A 17581-nucleotide genomic window follows, 5' to 3' on the forward strand; every position below is an offset into this window, starting at 1 on the left:
CAATCGGCTTCGCCGCAAATTTTGAGCGATTTGTCAAGTGTTTTTAAAAAAAGTGGGTGATTTTTTTGAGATAGGGTCTGAAAGCCTTATAAAATCAGGGCTGAAGATTCCGAGAAGTTATAACAGCGGAAAGGAGGAACAATAGATGGACGAAAAAAAGAAGATTCATAGTTTTAGAAGGCTGATAGCCTATATTTTTCATCATTATCCGGTTCAGTTAACCGTTGTAATGATTTGTATCGTAATCAGTTCCTGCGCTTCAGTGGTAACTACATTTTTTCTTCAGAGACTGATTGATGATTGTATCACCCCGGGAATCACTGGAGGTTTGTCCAGCGTGTGGGTTACCTTCACCTCTATCCTCTGTATTATGGCTGCATTTTATGTGACGGGCATTGTCTGTGCATTTCTGTATACCAGAATCATGGCCGTTGTGACACAGGGTACACTGCGGAATCTGCGCGATGATATGTTTAAGCATATGCAGAAGCTGCCTATCCAGTACTTTGATACCAATGCCCATGGGGATATTATGAGTACCTATACCAATGATACGGATGCGATCCGCCAGCTGATCGGACAAAGCCTTCCGGCCCTGATACAGTCTATGCTGACCGTAGCCGTTATGTTTGTCATGATGCTTTACTACAGTCTTTGGCTGACGATTACTGTTCTGGTCATTCTGGGAATCATGATTGCTTTAACCAAACGGCTGGGAGGCGCCAGCTCCAGATACATGATGCTTCAGCAGAAATCCCTGGCCAAAGAGGAAGGCTTTGTAGAAGAGATGATGAACGGGCAAAAAGTAGTAAAAGTCTTTTGTCACGAGGAAGAAAGCAAGGAAGCTTTTACTGCGCTGAATGAGCAGTTATTTATCAATGGGGAAAAGGCAAACCAGTACGGCAATATCTTAATGCCGATCCTAAATAATATTGGAAATATCATGTATGTGTTGTTGGCTGTAGTTGGCGGACTGCTGGTTTACTTCCATGCCTCTAATTTCTGCCTGACAGGTGTAAGCCCTGTCACCGTCGGTATTATTGTTTCATTTTTAAGTATGGCAAGGCAGCTGTCGCAGACCATCGGGCAGGCCTCTATGCAGATTTCTATGATCGCTATGGGAGTTGCCGGAGCCGGAAGAATCTTTCAGCTTTTAAATGAAGAAATTGAAGAAGATCATGGATATGTCACTCTTGTGAATGTGACAAAAAATGAAAACGGAGATCTTAAGGAATCTTCTGTCCCTACAGGAATGTGGGCATGGAAGCATCCTCACAGAGAACAGGGCACCCTGACCTACACAGAATTAACAGGAGATATCCAAATGGAAGAAGTGGATTTTTCCTATGTACCGGAGAAGCTGGTCCTTCATGATATCTCATTGTATGCAAAGCCAGGACAGAAAATCGCTTTTGTCGGAGCCACCGGGGCGGGTAAGACTACGATCACAAACCTCATCAACCGCTTCTATGATATTCCTGACGGAAAGATCCGTTATGACGGAATCAACATTAATAAAATCTGCAAACCGGATCTGAGAAGGTCCCTTGGTGTAGTGCTTCAGGATGTAAACCTTTTCACCGGAACGGTGATGGAGAATATTCGTTATGGAAAACTGGACGCCACAGATGAAGAGTGTATTGCTGCTTCAAAACTGGCCAATGCAGATGATTTTATCACAAGGCTTCCTGACGGGTATGATACGGTTCTCACGGGAAATGGCTCAAGCCTGTCACAGGGACAGCGGCAGCTGATCTCTATTGCAAGAGCCGCTGTGGCTGATCCTCCGGTAATGATCCTGGATGAAGCTACTTCCTCCATTGATACAAGAACAGAGGCTTTGGTACAGAAAGGAATGGATAATCTGATGAAGGACCGGACCGTATTCGTCATTGCACACCGCCTGTCCACCGTAAAAAACAGTGATGCTATCATGGTTCTGGATCATGGCCGTATCATTGAACGCGGAGACCATGATGAACTCATTGCACAAAAGGGAGTATATTATCAGTTGTATAGCGGTGCCTTTGAACTTGAGTAGGTTGTTCGCAATACTCTTGTTTTAGGAGTATCCTCATATTATAATAAAATTGAATACTTGCTTTGGCTTTGCCCATAATCTTTATGAAAGGATGTGTTTCCATGCCCTTAGTAAAAGAAAAACTTTATACAATAGAAGATATTTATGGTCTTCCTGACGGTATGAGGGCAGAACTAATCAACGGGCATATTTACTATATGTCTCCGCCTTCAAGAAATCATCAGAAAATTGCAAATTATATAGACAGCCACGATGGTTCCTGTGAAGTATATCCTGCTCCATTTGCCGTTTTTTTAGAAAATGATCATATAAATTATGTGGAGCCTGATTTATCCGTTATCTGTGATAAAGACAAACTGGATGATAAAGGCTGCCATGGGGCTCCGGATTGGATCATCGAAGTTGTCTCCTTAAGCAGCAGACGGATGGATTACAGTATTAAGCTTTTCAAATACCGCACTGCCGGTGTACGGGAATACTGGATTATTGATGTTGAGAAAAACAGAATCATGGTTCATGATCTTTCCCATGAAGATATCCATGAATATACGTTTAATGATTCCGTACCCGCCGGAATATGTGAGGATTTGGTCATAGATTTTAATCAATTTAATTTATAAAAATTTAATAAAAAAACACATTGGATCTCCGTACACAACATCCAATGTGTTTTTCTTTTTTACAGTTCTCTCGTTATCTCACTTAAATCTTTCACAATGAGATCTGGTTTTATATCTCCATTCTCCACATCTTTCAGGGTACTCTCACCGCTTAACACAAGAATGGATGTCACTTCGCTTTGATCGGCCACGGCAATGTCTGTATACAGCCGATCACCTACAATGGCGATTTCATCCGGGCGGTATCCCGTCTCCTGAATCATATAATTTAATGTATGTTTTGAAGGTTTTCCGAAAAACTCCGGGTACCGTCCGGTGGAAGCCTCCACAAGCCTTGCCATGGAACCGCAGTCCGGGATAAACGTACCTCCCTCCATGGGACAGTTTAAATCGGGATTGATTCCGTAATAGATGCAGCCGTTCCGGATAGAATGGCAGGCCCTGGACAGCTTTTCATAGGTCAGAGTCGTGTCAAATCCCAGAACAACAATATCCGGATCTTCTTCCACAAGAGGTATCCCAAAGCTTCTGAATTCGTTCAGCAGAGACGATGTTCCCACAACATAAACACTTTTTCCAGGATGCTTCTCCAAAAGAAACCGTATCATCACATGACTGGAAATCATCATCTGCTCTTTGGAGATAGCAATGCCCATATTGGAAAGCTTTTCAATATAGGCCTGCTGGCTCTTGGAAGAGTTATTTGTGAAGAAGTAAAATTTTCTGCCTGTCTCCTCCACTCTGGAAAGAAAGTCCTTCGTAAATGGAAACAGTTCATTTCCAAGATAAATCGTTCCGTCCATATCCAGGACAAAAGCTTTGATATTTTCTAACATAGCTCCTCACTTTCCGGAGTTTCCGTAGTAGGCATTGGGGCCGTGTTTCCGGAAAAAATGCTTATCCTGGATGGTCTTGGGCGCCTCACCCACTTCTATCTTCAGCTGCTCTGTCCTGGCAGCCATTTTTGCCACCTCTTCCATCACGACAGCATTGTGTACTGCCTCCTCTGCATCCTTTCCCCAGGCAAACGGTCCGTGGTTTGTGCAGAGAACTCCTGGAACATAGGCTGGATTCATTCCCTGAAATGTCTCGACAATGACTAGCCCTGTATTTTTCTCATATTCCGTTTCAATCTCTTCCGGTCTCAGACTTCTGGCACACGGGATCTCCCCATAAAAATAATCTGCATGTGTGGTTCCGTAACATGGGATTGGCCTTCCTGCCTGCGCCCAGGAGGCTGCCCAAGCAGAGTGGGTGTGGACAATGCCTCCCACCTGCGGAAATGCTTTATAGAGTTCCAGATGGGTCGGTGTGTCGGAGGAAGGCTTATAATCTCCCTCCACACACTCTCCGTTTAAATTCATAAGAACCATATCAGATGGTTCCAGGTCTTCATAGGCAATGCCGCTTGGCTTGATGGCAAACAGCCCTTTTTCACGGTCGATGCCACTTACGTTTCCCCAAGTATAGGTAACCAGTCCCTTTGCGGGAAGCTCCATATTTGCCTCATAAACCTGCTGTTTTAATTTTTCCAGCATATCCTTTCACCCTCCCTAATTCTTGATCACTTCTTCATAAAAACTATAGAACTTGAGAAGCCTCATAAAGGTAATCCTGGCTCTCACATAAGGAGACAGCCTTGCGGTCTTTTCCTGAAAACTCTCGTCAAAACCAAGATCCTCAAGGGATCTGACCCCGTCCACCTTTGCGAGCATCTCCGTAAGAGCCTCGGCAGAAGGAATCTCGTCAATGACAGCTGCGATCTCATTCTTTTTATCCAAAAGCTTTTGGGAATCAACCTTTTCCAGAAGATTCGGTGTATTTTCCTCCATAATGGACTCGTACATACCGAGCTTTGTAAAATTCACTCTGATCAGTTCTTCTTCCACCGGCATGGATTCTTTTACCGTAAATGCCCCGCTGCGCATTTTCTGGGCTGCCTTGTGATAGATCTTAGAAGCGAGGATCAGACCCACGCCCACTTTTTCTCCGTGGTAAAAATCAATGTAATCATTCAGCACTTCCATCTCCCACAGATGGGACATATGATGCTCCGCCCCTGAGGCCGGCCGGGAGTTTCCTGTCATCTGCATAGCCAGTCCTGAGAGCAGAAGCCCATACATAAGCTCCTCATAGGCTCCGGCATCTCCCCTGGCCAGCCCGGAAAGACTGTTTGTCAGCGCATCCAGCGCCTTGTACTCCATCTCACATATTTCTTCACAAATGTATTCCCCGGTCAGGATATGTGTGATCTTCCAGTCTGCCAGAGCCGTATATTTTCCAAGCAGATCTGCAACCCCGGAAGCTGTCAGACGCATCGGCGCCTTGCTGAAGATATCAGTGTCCGCGATCACCACAACCGGTGACACGGCAGTAAAGCTTTTTTTAAATCCATGCCATGTCATAGCTGCCACCGTGGACACATAGCCGTCCACACTGGCCGCTGTAGGTACAGAGAAGAACGGGATCTTTCTCTCATAGGCATGATATCTTGTGATATCGTGGATCGTTCCTGATCCGACGGCGATCATCAGATCCACGTCTCCGATCTGGTCAAGCTGGTTTTTGGCTGCCTCCACGCCGTGTTCATTGGCGTGAAGGTTGGCTGGGTCAAGAACTGCCTTTTTCAGACCCGGCACAAGGCGTTCCACCGTCTTTCCCGCTGCCTCATAAGTATTTTCATCACAGATCATGACAATATTCTGGAACTTCTTATATGCGTCCCTTGAAAGGATTTCCGGGAGTTTTGAGACTGCTCCGCTTTCTATGATCATATCGTCCACGACGATCTCATGTTTTCTGCCGCAGCTGCACGGCTTCAAGAATTCTTTTACATCCACTTTCATACTCTACACCCCTGCCTCTTCTGCTGATTCATTTTTATCTGCCTGACGGTCTAAGTAAGCTACGATTTCCTTGTTTTTTAATTTAAATACTGCAAACATTGCCGCATAAACTGCCACCGCGATGGCGATGAATACCGGATTTCCGGAAAGGAACGCGAGGAATACGAAACCAAGCATCGGTTTTCCAAGAATGTTAAAGCTGGTGATCATAGCTGCTCCTGCCGGAATGGCAAAGCCTGCAGCCATGGCTACCTGTGTGAACAGCGGCGCTGTGTAGGTACACATCAAAAGCCCTAAACTGAACCAGATGGTTCCTGCCACAAGAATCTTTGACATATTTCCTTTATACACGGCTACCAGACCCTGTACCATGTATGGAATTGCCAGCAGATCCACGACCGGCAGCACCTGGTTGCCCGGAAGAATGGTGGAAACCACGATCATGATCGGGATCAGGAGAAGTCCGCTTGTAAGAGTCGCAGGTTCTCCGTATCCTACCGCGTCATTGACTGCAATGTACCATTCTCTGTCTCCCGCTTTTCCCATAAATCTTCGTGCGGCCTCTGTGATCGGCGCAAACGCCTGGGCAAACATACTGGCGATCTTAGGGAAAATGGCCATGACTGCACTCGTTGCAATGGCAGCTTCTAAGATATCACCCCATCCAGCAATCGTTCCGAGCTTATTTACGCTTCCAAGTATTCCGATAAACATTCCAAGGAAAAATCCAAGTGTCATCGGCTCACCGAGGAAACCAATTTTCTTTTCTATGGATTTCGGGTTCAGCTTTAATTTATTGAATCCGAGTTTATTTAAGATCGGGTCAAACAAGATGGCAAAAATAGCCGGTTCCACGTTGTGCATGGCGATGATCGTACAATTCGGATAGTTATAATACTTGGACCACCGCTTTGCCACCAGCTCGGATATGAGCAGGCTGTACAGATTCAAGAGAATCATACATGCGATTCCGAGGAAAAAATTATGGGTCTTGAAAATAACCATGGCACCCCAGACAATATAGGAATAGTTATTCCAAAGGTCAGACGGCTGAAAAATATTTGTCCACTTCACAAGGAACAGGATCGTCTGCAGCAAAATACCCAGGCCTAAATAAATCATTCCCGCACTGGTGGCAAAGGCAACTACTGATGTTGCCTGCCAGCCCACATCGAATGTATTTAAGTTGACTCCCGTGATACCTGCCATAACCTGGGACATATTTTTAACCATCGGTGTGATGATTGGTGTAAATGCTCCGAGAATCAGCGTAAATCCCATCAGGGATACTCCTGCATAGAGCGCCGATAAAAATGCTTTTTGAACTTTTACTTTAAATATTAATGCAATGATAAAAATAATAAATGGTACGATGATAGCCGACCCGAAGTTGTCAATGATTGCTTTCAATGTTGTAAGAATTGCTTCCATATGTATTTCCTCCGTTTTACTCTCTTTTTACTTTCCGACAGACTTCAGTGCCTCCACAATCTGATCAAAAAATTCCTCCTCTCCCATACCGGTAATGCATGCGAAAGCATTGACTGTCGGGATGCCGTAATCCCCGTCCGGAAGCGGACTGGTATGGGCAAGGATATGAAATCTACCTGACTGTGCTAAATTTAAAGCCTCGGTAGGTCTTGCCTCCGTGGTGGATACAGAGTATCCTCTCTCTCCTAATTTTTCTTTCAGCTTTGCTGCTACCATGGATGAAGTTACGGTTCCTGATCCGCAAACGGATAAAATATTTACAACTGACATAATATATCTCCTTTCGGTTTTCCCTGTTTAGGAAAGTGACTATTCTTTGTCTTTAATTATTTGGATCACGTCCTGTTTCGCCTTGCATTCAGTCAACCCTCTCAATGTCTCTGGATCCTGCAGTACCTGCAGTATTTTTTGTAAAAATACGAGATGTTCCTCTGGATCGTCCACGGCGAGCATAAAGATGAGCCTTGCCATGACAACTTCATCTGTGGTGCCCATCTGATAAAACTTCACAGGCTTTTTTAACACTCCGATAGCCACAGCGCCCTTATGCACATGGCTTTTGTCCGTATGCGGTATGGCGATCCCGATTCCTGCCATATTAACTCCTGTAGGAAAATCCTTTTCTCTTGCCTTCAGAGCGTCAATATAGGAATCCTTACAATAGCCTTCTTTTATCAATGTCTTACCCAGACGTTCAAAGACTTCCCCGGAGCTTTCGGCATCCAGGCCTGTGAGCACCAGTTCTTCTTTTAAATCTTCCCAAATCATGTTGAATTACCTCATTTCATATTCATATCGTTTGATCGCGTTATAGACTTCTTCCCCGCTCCCTGCATCCCGTATCTCATCTCTGAACTTCTGGTTATGGAACAGGTTCACCAGATGGAACATAGCCTTTAAGTGGGTTTCCTTGTTGATAGCACTTAAACAGCAGACCCATTCAACCGGGTCAAATTCAGGCTTGCCGAACACTACCGGCTCTGCCAGTCTGATCAGGCTCATACCCACCTTCTTAGCCCCCGCATTTAAGGCTTCATGGGGAAGGGCGAAGCCCGGCGCCACCAGAATATAAGGGCCGTTCTTTTCCACGTTCTCAATCATAGAGCTTATATACCGCTCCTCGATGCAGCCGTTTCTAAGAAGATACTGCGCAGACTGCCTGACAGCTTCCTGCCAGCTTTCACAGCTTACATTTAACCTGACTGCCTCGCTGGGAAGCATAGCTAAAAGCGGCATGCTCACTTCCTTGTGGCAAAACTCATTTACAACCTCTTCAATTTGAAATACCATCTGTTCCGGGGGCGTATCCGCGGCAAGGATCTCCTTGATCCGCTTCATGTGCACAGCCTCCGGCTTCTCTTTTATCTTTGGCCTGCTGATGGCTTTATGGCTTCCCTTCAGCCGTGAAAGCTTTTTTCCCACATTGATACAGTCCTCATCATTTAACAACGGGTCCACTTGGATGTATTCCATATCGGTATCCAGCGCTACTGTGGAAAGGATCACATCCGCCTCGTTTATGTCTGCGTTTTTCAGGTCATGTGCCGGTATGATGTCCGCCACGTCGAAATTAAAATACTTCTTCAGCCTGGCCAGCAGAAGCTGGGATGTTCCGATGCCGCCGTTGCACACAAGTATTACGGAATAACGCTCCGTAGAGTTTTTGTTCCGTTCCATGGCAGCACAGATATGCACTACAATGTACGAGATTTCCACCTCATTCAGCTTCCGTCCGATATATTCTTCCAAAACAGATACGTTATTCTGCACTGCTTCCTGAATCTTCGGATAACGCTCCAATACCTCTGTCACAACTGAATTTACCGTGTTATCCTGGATAGCCGATGAAAACATGGATTCCAGATGGTTGATCAGATTTTCATAGAAAATATAATCCCCCTGTAAATTCAGGTCGATGTCAATGGACACATGTTCAATGAAGGTTCTTGTGATCACCTGCATCTTTACGATTTCCTGGTTGCTGGTCGTTTTTTTGATATAACGCATCTCATTTAATATTCTGCCGAGAAACTTAATCTCCTCCTCCATAACCTCAATCCCTGCAAAATCACTGAGCTGTTTTAAGATGTAACCAGCCATCTCGTATTTGCTGTTCTTCTTGCTGTCCTGCTCCGCATACTTTTTTAGTCTCATGCGGTACAGGCTTAACACCAGGAAGTATTTCAGGTTTGTAAAAGAGGTATCTGTGAGAAACCTTCCTGAGAAATGTTCCGCCAGATTAATCACCTTTTCCATAGTCTTCAGATCTTCCATGTCCACCCGGCACTCTTCTTTCAGAGAACGGATGAGCCTCTCAAAGACCGGTGCCTCCCGGTAGACAGATTCGTTGCTCTTTATCATGGATAACAACAGCAGCCTTTTATTTTTTTCCTCACCTTCCAGTATCAATCCTTTGTTGGAATGGGAAACGACATACAGCTTATGTTTCTTAAAAAATGCCTTCAGTCCGTCCAGGTCCTGGACCACTGTGGACCGGCTCACATACATGCAGTCCGCCAGATTCGAAAGGGTCCGATAGTCCCTTTCACAGATTAATAAAGTTGCCATAAACATCTTTCTTTCATGTTTCTCCAGCTTATAGGAGTAAAAGTCATCTTGGAAAAGGTACTGCCTGGCTCTTTCCATGTCTTTTCCTGTCTCAATGACTCCCTGTTTTCCAAGACTTACGCCGGATAGTTTGTTCTTATTTAGAAATTCATTAATCTGCTCCAAATCATTCCTGATGGTCCTTGTGGATACTTTGAACTGCTCCGCAAGCTCTTTCATATATGCCGCCTGCCCATATTCTTTTTTCTGAATCAGAGTAGATAAGATTACCCGAGATCTCTTGTTCATATTCATCACCTCATCTATGTTTTGAGTATATCATTCCAACCCTTTTAAAAACAGTTTGAGGTATTTCATCTTTTGTGAAAAGAAATGTCACCCGTACATTTTCTTTCACAAAAAATGAAACAAAAAGAGCAGGGTATATGGTTTTATACATACCTTGCTCTTTTCGCAGTCTCTAAATTATAAACCTGCTTTAGCGGTATTGCCGCAATACAGGACCTTTTATTTGTTGAGTGGTTTTCTTGTGACGGACATAATCAGCATACCGATCACGGCCCCGATGGCTACTGCGGCCAGATACATCCAGCGATTTGTTACAACGCCTAAAACAAACAGTCCGCCGTGAGGTGCCGGAAGCCCACACTTAAATGCCATAGACAATGCTCCTGCTGCCGCAGATCCTATGATACACGGAGGCAGGATATGGATCGGATCCCCAGCCGCAAATGGAATCGCTCCCTCTGTGATGAAGGACAACCCCATGACGTAGTTGACAATACCTGATTTGCGCTCACTCTCTGTAAAGCGGTTTTTAAAGAATGTGGTGCACAGTGCGATGGCCAATGGAGGAACCATACCTCCGGCCATGACTGCTGCCATGATCGCATACTGTTCCGGTCCCGCATTTGCAACCGTAAGCTGTGCTGTTCCGAACACATAGGCCGCTTTGTTAAACGGTCCGCCCATATCCACAGACATCATTCCGCCCAGCACTGCCCCTAATAAAATAGAACTTGTGCCGCTCATGGAGGATAAGAAGTTGTTAAGGCCCGTATTGATGGCTCCCATGATCGGGTTGATAGCGATCATCACAACACCCATCACTAAAATCCCGCACACAGGATAGAGGAGGATCGGCTTAAGCCCCTCCAGAGCGTTTGGAAGCTTATTAAAGATCTTCTTTAACAGGACAACAATATATCCGGCCAGGAAACCTGCCAGCAGTGCACCGAGGAAACCTGAGCTTACCGGTTTTGCCTCTGCAAAATTCATTACATTTCCAAAGGTATAGCCGGCATTGGCCAGTGCGCCGCCCACAAAACCTACCGCTAATCCCGGGCGGTCCGCAATGCTCATGGCGATGAAGCCGGCCAGTACAGGCAGCATGAATCCGAATGCCTGCTCACCGATGGTCTTTAAGACCGCCGCGAGCTCCGTGTTCTTTCCGAAGTTGTTTGGATCAATGGCCTGGTTATCAAATAGGAATGCCAGTGCGATCAGGATACCTCCGCCGATAACAAAGGGAAGCATATGGGACACACCGTTCATCAGATGCTTATAAATGGTTCTTCCGATGCCTTCTCCCTCTTCGTTGGCTGTATCACCCTCAGCGGCTCCGCTGTGGTGGTAGACAGGGGCTTTTTCATCGAGGATGGTCTGGATCAGTTCTTCCGGCTTATGGATGCCGTCAGCGACCTTTGTCTGAAGCACCTGTTTTCCGTCAAAACGTGCCATCTCTACATTTTTATCCGCCGCAACGATGATACCGTCGCAGTGCTCGATCTCTTCCTTTGTGAGAACATTCTTTGCCCCGCCGGAGCCGTTTGTCTCGGCCTTTAAGGCAATGCCCATTTCCTTGGCCTTGTTTTCCAATGCTTCTGCGGCCATAAATGTATGTGCGATACCTGTCGGGCAGGCAGTGACCGCCAATACCCTGAACCCGTCCTTTTTCTCTTCCCGGACATCAGGCTCCGCCTTATCTTCTTTTGCCTCTTCAGGAAACTTTGCCGTCTCCTTCTCGTCGATATACTTTAAAAACTCTTCCTTTGTGCTGGCATTAATCAATTTGTCCAGAAATGCCGGATCCATTAAAATCGTTGAAAGTCTTGCAAGAGCCTCCAAGTGTACATCACTTCCCTCTGCCGGGGCGGCGATCATAAAAAATACCTTGGTAGGTTCCCCGTCCATAGAGTCATAGTCAACTCCGTCCGGCACTGTCATAGCCGCAAGACCTGCTTTTTTTACTGCTGCGTTCTTTGAATGGGGAATGGCGATTCCTCCTCCGATCCCGGTGGTGCTCATTTCCTCTCTTGCAAGGATCCCTTTTTTATACTCTTCCCTGTCAGATAGATTGCCTGTCTTATCCATAAGTCCGGTCAGACGGTCTATGGCATCCTCTTTTGAGTCGACCGAAACCCCAAGTTCGATCCCTTCTGTCTTCAATAATTCTGTAATACGCATGTAATCACTCCTTTTCATCAATATCCCTCACACATTAAGTCATATATCAGTCAGCAGAAAGTCAATTATAATTGCTCATATAATTCCATGATCTTTTCTTTTGTTGCAAGATCCTCAGAAAATGCGCTGGCGCTTCCTGTTGCGATCCCCATCTTTAAGGCCTCTTCATAATCTCCGTTTTTCAGATAACCGGTCAGGAAGCCTGCAACCATGGAATCCCCTGCTCCCACTGAGTTCTTCACTTCTCCTTTTGGACAAGGTGAGATGTGCACATCACCCTTTTCCGTGATCAGGATCGCTCCGTCTCCCGCCATGGAGATCAGTACATTTCTCGCACCCTTCTCCTGAAGCTTCTTTCCATACTCAATGATCTCTTCGTTATTCTTCAGTTCTACCCCGAACATTTCTCCCAGTTCATGATTATTTGGTTTGATCAGGAACGGATGGTATTTCAGTACGTTTAATAACAGATCTTTTGTAGCATCCACGACAATTTGGATCTTTCTGCCCTGAAGCCTTTCCATAATCTTTTCATATACATCTTCAGGAAGAGTGTTCGGAATACTTCCGGCCAAGACCAGAATATCTCCGTCTTTTAATGTATCCAGCTTCTGATACATCATTTCCAGCTCATCTTCATGGATATCCGGTCCCTGCCCATTGATTTCGCTCTCCTCATTTGACTTGATCTTGACGTTGATCCTTGTCATGCCTTCTCTGAGGCGGATAAAGTCCGGCTTAAATCCCAGCTGTTTTGCCCCTGTCTCAATGGCATCTCCCGTAAAACCTGCAATAAATCCGAATCCCACACTGTCGATTCCTAAATTGGCAAGTACATTTGATACATTGATCCCTTTACCGCCGCAGTACATATCTTCCTTTTTGGTCCGATTTACCTTCCCAAGAGTGAGATCATCCACCTTGATGACATAATCGATTGCCGGATTAAATGTTACTGTGTAAATCATTCTAATACCTCCTTGATAGCTGCATATTTTAAAAAGCTTGGTTCCTTAAGTTTCCCTGTGACTATGACTGCCTGATCCAGCTCGGCCACGCAGACTGCCGAAATCCTGCCAAATTTAGATTCATCCGCTAAGATATAGGCATCCAGACAATGACTAAGAGCTGTTTTTTTTACCAATGCTTCGGTTACATCCGGTGTTGTAAAACCGGTTTTTTTCGAAATCCCGTTGATTCCAAAAAATCCTTTCGTAAAGTTATACTTTCTAAGACTTTCCAAAGCTTCTTCTCCGACTACCGCTTCAGTTACCGCACGAAGTTCTCCTCCGATCAAATATACCCTAAAACCATTGTCCATGAGTTTTTTTGCATGCATAATTCCATTGGTGACATAAGAGGCTTTTTTCTCTGTAAGAAAATCAATCATCATCTCTGTGGTTGTTCCGGCATCCAGATAAATAAAGTCGTCCGGCCTGATGATCTCTGCACAGTATTGTGCGATCCGGCGTTTTTCATCCACATTTTTCAAAGATTTCTTCGCAACTGTTTCTTCTACGCCAAATCCTGCATCAATAGAAGTGGCTCCTCCGTGAACCTTATGAAGCAGACCTTTTTTATCCAGAGCCGCCAGGTCTCTTCGGACCGTTGACTCAGATATCCCGATCTGTTTTACCAGTTCCTGCACTGTGACTGACTGGTTTTTCCGTATTATCTCTAAAATCCTCCGAAACCGTTCATCTGGCAGCATGAAATCACCTCTTTTTCTTTTATTATAGCACCATTTCATTCAAAGTCAATCAATATCATGCATTTTCAGTCATTCAAATTTTTCAAAGGCCAGCATGATAAGCTCCTTTTAAGAAATAAAAAACAGCAGATATATAAAAATCTGCTGTTTTTTATGATTATAAAGTATTTATCTGTTTTTATCCTTGATGACAGCCTTGCTTCCAAGATATGTTGCCAGCATATATCCTCCGTAAATTACAAGGATAGCGCCTCCCGAAGCCAGTATGCCGTTGAAAGCATTTACATTTCCCAATGTTGAGATAACATTGCTGGCAACCTTCACACCGATATAGGAGTGTACGAGAGCGAGGCTCAGCGGAACCATGAAGTAAATAACAATCTGTGCCAGCATTGCATGATTGATCATTCGTTCATCCGCTCCTATCTTTCTCAGCAGATTATACCTTTCCACGTTATCTGAATTTTCACTGAGCTGCTGCAGTGCCAGAACGGCAGCACATGTAATCAGGAAGACGGCTCCTATATAAATAGCAATGTAGGTAATCACGGTGCTCAGTCCCGCGCTCTGTTCGATCATCTCTACCTTATAGATTGCTGTGTGATACGGCGCTTTATTTCTTTCCTCCATTGTTTTATTCGGATACACACTTTCCATAAGTTTACTTAGTTTATGGGTATTTTCTTCTGCATCGCCTTTTAACTGACAGTTGTACACAACTGTATGCACAGGGATCTTTTTTGCAACATCGTCAGGAACGATCAAAGTTCCCATGTCCATTGGCAGAGCAGATGCAGAATAATAGGTGCTGTCGATCATAGAACTTTTTGCAGTTAGAGCTTTGCCGCCCATTTTGATCTCTACCCTATCTTTACATACGTCTTCCCACAGCTTCCTCATATTTTCAAAATTACAGTTTACTGCGTATTCATCCGACTTCAGACTGATCGTCTGTTTCCCCTGCTTTCTCATTGCTTCATTGTAGTCTGATAAACCTATAATTTCAGGTGATGACTTTTCCATCGATGCTTTTACACCTTTAGGATAATCTACAAGTTTATCACGGCCGTTTAAAAATATCTTAAATTTAAGTTTTTCGTAGAGCCTTGTGGAAATCATACATGATTTATCAACAAATTTGTTCATATCGATTCCTTTTGACTCAAACTCTTTTCTCATGTCTGTCTTTACTTCAGAGTTCTTTTCATCTTCCGGGAAGTATTTAACATAAGATACATCATATGGTGTTGCCTTCTTCATATCTCTGCCCATTGTCGTTGCCAGTCCGGCCCCGGTAGAAAATACACCGATTGCCACTAAGAGCATCAGACAGAGCAGTGTCATAGACACGAAGGTTGTAGTAATCTTTGAATTGATCTGTCTTAAAATAAACATATTAAGCTTCCGGTAATAAAACTTCTTGTTTGTTTTCAAAATTCTTAAAAAGAATCCGGAAAGAGACAGGAAAAACAAAAATGTCCCAATCGTACCAAATATAATACTCATCCAGAACTGATCGTCTGTCTGCATCATGCCGTTTTCCCGGATACAGTGATATGCAAATCCGATGCAGACCACAGAAATCAAAAACAATACAACAGAAACTCCCAGTTTCTTAACTTTTAAAGCTTCATTTTTTTTGTTCGCTGTTAAAAGTTCAATGACCTTTACCTTGGATATACTGAACGTATTAAAGATCATAACAATCAGAAAAATAACTGCAAAATAAATGATCGTCTTTATAAATGCTTCTCCTGAAAATACAAAAGTAAATTCCTTCATCTCTACCATAAACATTTTTGCAGTTACCGCAGCCAGTCCCTGAGATAAAAATACTCCGGCCAAAAGTCCTGCTGCCAGTGCAAACACTCCAATGAACAACGTTTCAATGATCAGTACTTTAGAAACCTGGCATTTATCCATTCCCAGACACAGGTAAAGTCCAAGCTCTTTCTTCCGCCTTTTGATCAAAAACCTGTTGGCATAGATCACAAGAAATCCAAGAATCACTGCAATAAACACAGATAAAGAACTGATTGCCATCTGAAGCATTTCAATGATACTTTTCTGTGACTCATTAATTTTAAGCATCGCTTCCTGACTGCCAATAGAGTTAAATACATAAAACAGGCAGACACCGAATGTCAGTGTCAAAAAATATACCGTAAAATCTTTCATGCTCTTTTTTACATTTCCAAATGCTAATTTAGAATACATTGGTACTGTCACCTCCAAGCAATGTCACCACTTCAATGATGCGGTCAAAAAACTCTTTTCTGGAATCCCTGCCTCTCACAAGTTCATTAAAAATCTTACCGTCCTTGATAAACAGAATCCGCTTACAGTAGCTTGCCGTAAACGCATCGTGAGTTACCATGAGAATCGTGGCATGAAGTTCCGCGTTCATAGTTTCCATACTGTCTAAAAGCATTCTTGCAGACTTGCTGTCCAGTGCTCCGGTGGGCTCATCGGCCAGGATCAGGGTCGGGTCGGTCACCATAGCCCTTGCACTTGCCACTCTCTGCTTCTGTCCTCCGGAAAGCTGATACGGATACTTGGACAGTTCTTTTGTTATCATTAATTTTTCTGCGATTGATTTTACCCTGTCATCAATTTCTTTGGCCGGAGTTTTCATAATTGTCAGAGCCAGCGCTATATTTTCATAAGCAGTCAGTGTATCCAGCAAGTTGAAATCCTGAAAAATAAATCCCAGCTGTTCCCTCCGGAACTTGGAAAGATGTTTTCCTTTAAGTTTTGTAACATCCATTCCGTCGATATAAATGTGTCCTGATGTTACACGGTCGATTGTGGAAATACAGTTTAGAAGTGTGGTTTTTCCGCTTCCGGAAGCTCCCATAATACCGATATATTCACCCTTTTCCACGTCAAAGCTGATACCGTCCACGGCCTTTGTCACATTTCCTTTGTTTCCATAATATTTTTCCATATTTTGAACTTGCAATACTGTTTTCATATCCCAATTCTCCTTTGCTTTCTTTATGTTATCCTTACTATATCACTGTCTGTGCACTCTATCCATCGAACTTCCTTACAGCAAGCTTACACTTTTGTCACTTTCTATTTTGATTGTAATTTAAAAAGCTATCCTCTATACTGATACTATAACCAAGAAAAACGGAGGTAAATCTATGTATTTAAAAAATGAAGATGTAAAGTATGAGAGCGTAGAAAATGCACGGGGAGGCAAAGGAACGATCCGGAAGACTGCTTTTCTTACAAATGAAGAGATGAAAGACAGCAGTCGTCTGTTCGGCAAGATCATCATCCCTCCGGGATGTTCCTTCGGATACCATGTCCACGAGAATGAAGGAGAAGCCTATCATATTTTAGCCGGAAAAGGCATGTACAATGACAACGGTACCGAATATGAAGTTAATGAAGGGGATACTACATACACTATGAGCGGATGCGGTCACGGCATTGAAAATATCGGTGACACAGACTTAGAAATCATTGCCTTAATATTGTTAGACAAGTAAAAAATTTAGAAAAATCTTCTTGAATGATATTTTTTTCATAGACCAACCATACTAATTGTATCTCAATAAGGAGGTTGATGTCATGAAAAAGAAAAAAGAGCTGACCAATGAAGAGATCGACGAAAATATTTTTGACATGTGTTCTACCTGTTCTACTACCGACTGCACCGGACTGATTCCTGCAAAACCAGTATCCGATGCGGAGATGGAATCCTATGAACAGCTGTATCCATTCCGTCCGCCGGTAATGAATATCGAAGACTGTCCAAATACAGACGAACATGATCCTGAATAAAATAAAACCGCTGACATCCACGTGTGCAGCGGTTTTGTTTTAC

Annotated in this window: 16 protein-coding genes; 4 read left to right on the forward strand and 12 right to left on the reverse strand. The window is 43.9% G+C overall.

From position 1 onward, the window contains the following. Positions 1-145 precede the first annotated feature (145 nt). Complete coding sequence (locus tag QGT46_RS11320) at positions 146-2041, forward strand: ABC transporter ATP-binding protein (protein ID WP_024729086.1); 1896 nt, start codon at positions 146-148, stop codon at positions 2039-2041. A gap of 101 nt (positions 2042-2142) precedes the next feature. After that, a complete protein-coding gene (locus tag QGT46_RS11325; RefSeq protein WP_148459830.1) occupies positions 2143-2661 on the forward strand; it encodes a Uma2 family endonuclease in 519 nt (172 codons plus the stop codon). Between the two features lie 59 nt (positions 2662-2720). Here QGT46_RS11325 and QGT46_RS11330 read toward each other — a convergent pair whose 3' ends face one another. The 12 genes from QGT46_RS11330 to QGT46_RS11385 all read right to left on the reverse strand — a co-directional run bounded on the left by QGT46_RS11330 (position 2721) and on the right by QGT46_RS11385 (position 16717). Continuing rightward, positions 2721-3497, reverse strand: coding sequence for an HAD-IIA family hydrolase (locus tag QGT46_RS11330; RefSeq protein WP_148459829.1), 777 nt, complete (start codon positions 3495-3497; stop codon positions 2721-2723). A 6-nt stretch (positions 3498-3503) separates the two neighbouring features. Then, positions 3504-4199 (reverse strand): L-ribulose-5-phosphate 4-epimerase, encoded by a 696-nt coding sequence (locus QGT46_RS11335; RefSeq protein WP_148459828.1) that lies wholly within the window; start codon positions 4197-4199, stop codon positions 3504-3506. Positions 4200-4214: 15 nt separating this feature from the next. Further along, complete coding sequence (locus QGT46_RS11340; protein ID WP_148459827.1) at positions 4215-5507, reverse strand: sn-glycerol-1-phosphate dehydrogenase; 1293 nt, start codon at positions 5505-5507, stop codon at positions 4215-4217. A gap of 3 nt (positions 5508-5510) precedes the next feature. Then, positions 5511-6938 (reverse strand): PTS galactitol transporter subunit IIC, encoded by a 1428-nt coding sequence (locus QGT46_RS11345; RefSeq protein ID WP_034550561.1) that lies wholly within the window; start codon positions 6936-6938, stop codon positions 5511-5513. A 27-nt stretch (positions 6939-6965) separates the two neighbouring features. Then, positions 6966-7268, reverse strand: coding sequence for a PTS sugar transporter subunit IIB (locus QGT46_RS11350; RefSeq protein ID WP_024729080.1), 303 nt, complete (start codon positions 7266-7268; stop codon positions 6966-6968). A gap of 39 nt (positions 7269-7307) precedes the next feature. Beyond that, positions 7308-7766 carry a PTS sugar transporter subunit IIA gene (locus tag QGT46_RS11355; RefSeq protein WP_148459826.1) on the reverse strand — a complete coding sequence of 153 codons (459 nt, stop codon included), beginning with the start codon at positions 7764-7766 and terminating at the stop codon, positions 7308-7310. 6 nt (positions 7767-7772) lie between these two features. After that, positions 7773-9854: a BglG family transcription antiterminator gene (locus QGT46_RS11360; protein ID WP_148459825.1), complete on the reverse strand. Its 2082-nt coding sequence runs from the start codon at positions 9852-9854 to the stop codon at positions 7773-7775. Positions 9855-10073: 219 nt separating this feature from the next. After that, the gene (locus tag QGT46_RS11365; RefSeq protein ID WP_024729077.1) at positions 10074-12032 is read right to left on the reverse strand and encodes a PTS fructose transporter subunit IIABC; all 1959 of its coding nucleotides are present in this window, start codon (positions 12030-12032) and stop codon (positions 10074-10076) included. A gap of 65 nt (positions 12033-12097) precedes the next feature. Next, on the reverse strand, positions 12098-13000 hold the full coding sequence (gene pfkB / locus QGT46_RS11370; RefSeq protein WP_024729076.1) for a 1-phosphofructokinase: 903 nt from the start codon (positions 12998-13000) through the stop codon (positions 12098-12100). Further along, complete coding sequence (locus tag QGT46_RS11375; protein WP_024729075.1) at positions 12997-13743, reverse strand: DeoR/GlpR family DNA-binding transcription regulator; 747 nt, start codon at positions 13741-13743, stop codon at positions 12997-12999. Before QGT46_RS11375 ends, pfkB begins: the two co-directional genes overlap by 4 nt. A gap of 168 nt (positions 13744-13911) precedes the next feature. Further along, positions 13912-15960: an ABC transporter permease gene (locus QGT46_RS11380; protein WP_148459824.1), complete on the reverse strand. Its 2049-nt coding sequence runs from the start codon at positions 15958-15960 to the stop codon at positions 13912-13914. Next, the gene (locus QGT46_RS11385; RefSeq protein WP_148459823.1) at positions 15950-16717 is read right to left on the reverse strand and encodes an ABC transporter ATP-binding protein; all 768 of its coding nucleotides are present in this window, start codon (positions 16715-16717) and stop codon (positions 15950-15952) included. The genes QGT46_RS11380 and QGT46_RS11385 overlap by 11 nt, the downstream gene beginning before the upstream one ends. A gap of 175 nt (positions 16718-16892) precedes the next feature. Here QGT46_RS11385 and QGT46_RS11390 point away from each other — a divergent pair, with 175 nt between their 5' ends. Both QGT46_RS11390 and QGT46_RS11395 read left to right on the forward strand, forming a co-directional pair. Further along, positions 16893-17243 (forward strand): cupin domain-containing protein, encoded by a 351-nt coding sequence (locus QGT46_RS11390; protein ID WP_024729072.1) that lies wholly within the window; start codon positions 16893-16895, stop codon positions 17241-17243. 82 nt (positions 17244-17325) lie between these two features. Continuing rightward, on the forward strand, positions 17326-17538 hold the full coding sequence (locus QGT46_RS11395; protein WP_024729071.1) for a hypothetical protein: 213 nt from the start codon (positions 17326-17328) through the stop codon (positions 17536-17538). Positions 17539-17581: the final 43 nt, after the last annotated feature.

The organism is Anaerostipes faecis, assembly GCF_910574135.1.
Lineage (GTDB): Bacteria > Bacillota > Clostridia > Lachnospirales > Lachnospiraceae > Anaerostipes > Anaerostipes hominis.

Excerpts from the sequence above, each read along its gene's own strand:
- QGT46_RS11320 (WP_024729086.1), top strand. The coding sequence starts at position 146 with ATGGACGAAAAAAAGAAGATTCATAGTTTTAGAAGGCTGATAGCCTAT.
- QGT46_RS11325 (WP_148459830.1), top strand. The coding sequence starts at position 2,143 with ATGCCCTTAGTAAAAGAAAAACTTTATACAATAGAAGATATTTATGGT.
- QGT46_RS11330 (WP_148459829.1), bottom strand. The coding sequence starts at position 3,497 with ATGTTAGAAAATATCAAAGCTTTTGTCCTGGATATGGACGGAACGATT.
- QGT46_RS11335 (WP_148459828.1), bottom strand. The coding sequence starts at position 4,199 with ATGCTGGAAAAATTAAAACAGCAGGTTTATGAGGCAAATATGGAGCTT.
- QGT46_RS11340 (WP_148459827.1), bottom strand. The coding sequence starts at position 5,507 with ATGAAAGTGGATGTAAAAGAATTCTTGAAGCCGTGCAGCTGCGGCAGA.
- QGT46_RS11345 (WP_034550561.1), bottom strand. The coding sequence starts at position 6,938 with ATGGAAGCAATTCTTACAACATTGAAAGCAATCATTGACAACTTCGGG.
- QGT46_RS11350 (WP_024729080.1), bottom strand. The coding sequence starts at position 7,268 with ATGTCAGTTGTAAATATTTTATCCGTTTGCGGATCAGGAACCGTAACT.
- QGT46_RS11355 (WP_148459826.1), bottom strand. The coding sequence starts at position 7,766 with ATGATTTGGGAAGATTTAAAAGAAGAACTGGTGCTCACAGGCCTGGAT.
- QGT46_RS11360 (WP_148459825.1), bottom strand. The coding sequence starts at position 9,854 with ATGAACAAGAGATCTCGGGTAATCTTATCTACTCTGATTCAGAAAAAA.
- QGT46_RS11365 (WP_024729077.1), bottom strand. The coding sequence starts at position 12,032 with ATGCGTATTACAGAATTATTGAAGACAGAAGGGATCGAACTTGGGGTT.
- pfkB (WP_024729076.1), bottom strand. The coding sequence starts at position 13,000 with ATGATTTACACAGTAACATTTAATCCGGCAATCGATTATGTCATCAAG.
- QGT46_RS11375 (WP_024729075.1), bottom strand. The coding sequence starts at position 13,743 with ATGCTGCCAGATGAACGGTTTCGGAGGATTTTAGAGATAATACGGAAA.
- QGT46_RS11380 (WP_148459824.1), bottom strand. The coding sequence starts at position 15,960 with ATGTATTCTAAATTAGCATTTGGAAATGTAAAAAAGAGCATGAAAGAT.
- QGT46_RS11385 (WP_148459823.1), bottom strand. The coding sequence starts at position 16,717 with ATGAAAACAGTATTGCAAGTTCAAAATATGGAAAAATATTATGGAAAC.
- QGT46_RS11390 (WP_024729072.1), top strand. The coding sequence starts at position 16,893 with ATGTATTTAAAAAATGAAGATGTAAAGTATGAGAGCGTAGAAAATGCA.
- QGT46_RS11395 (WP_024729071.1), top strand. The coding sequence starts at position 17,326 with ATGAAAAAGAAAAAAGAGCTGACCAATGAAGAGATCGACGAAAATATT.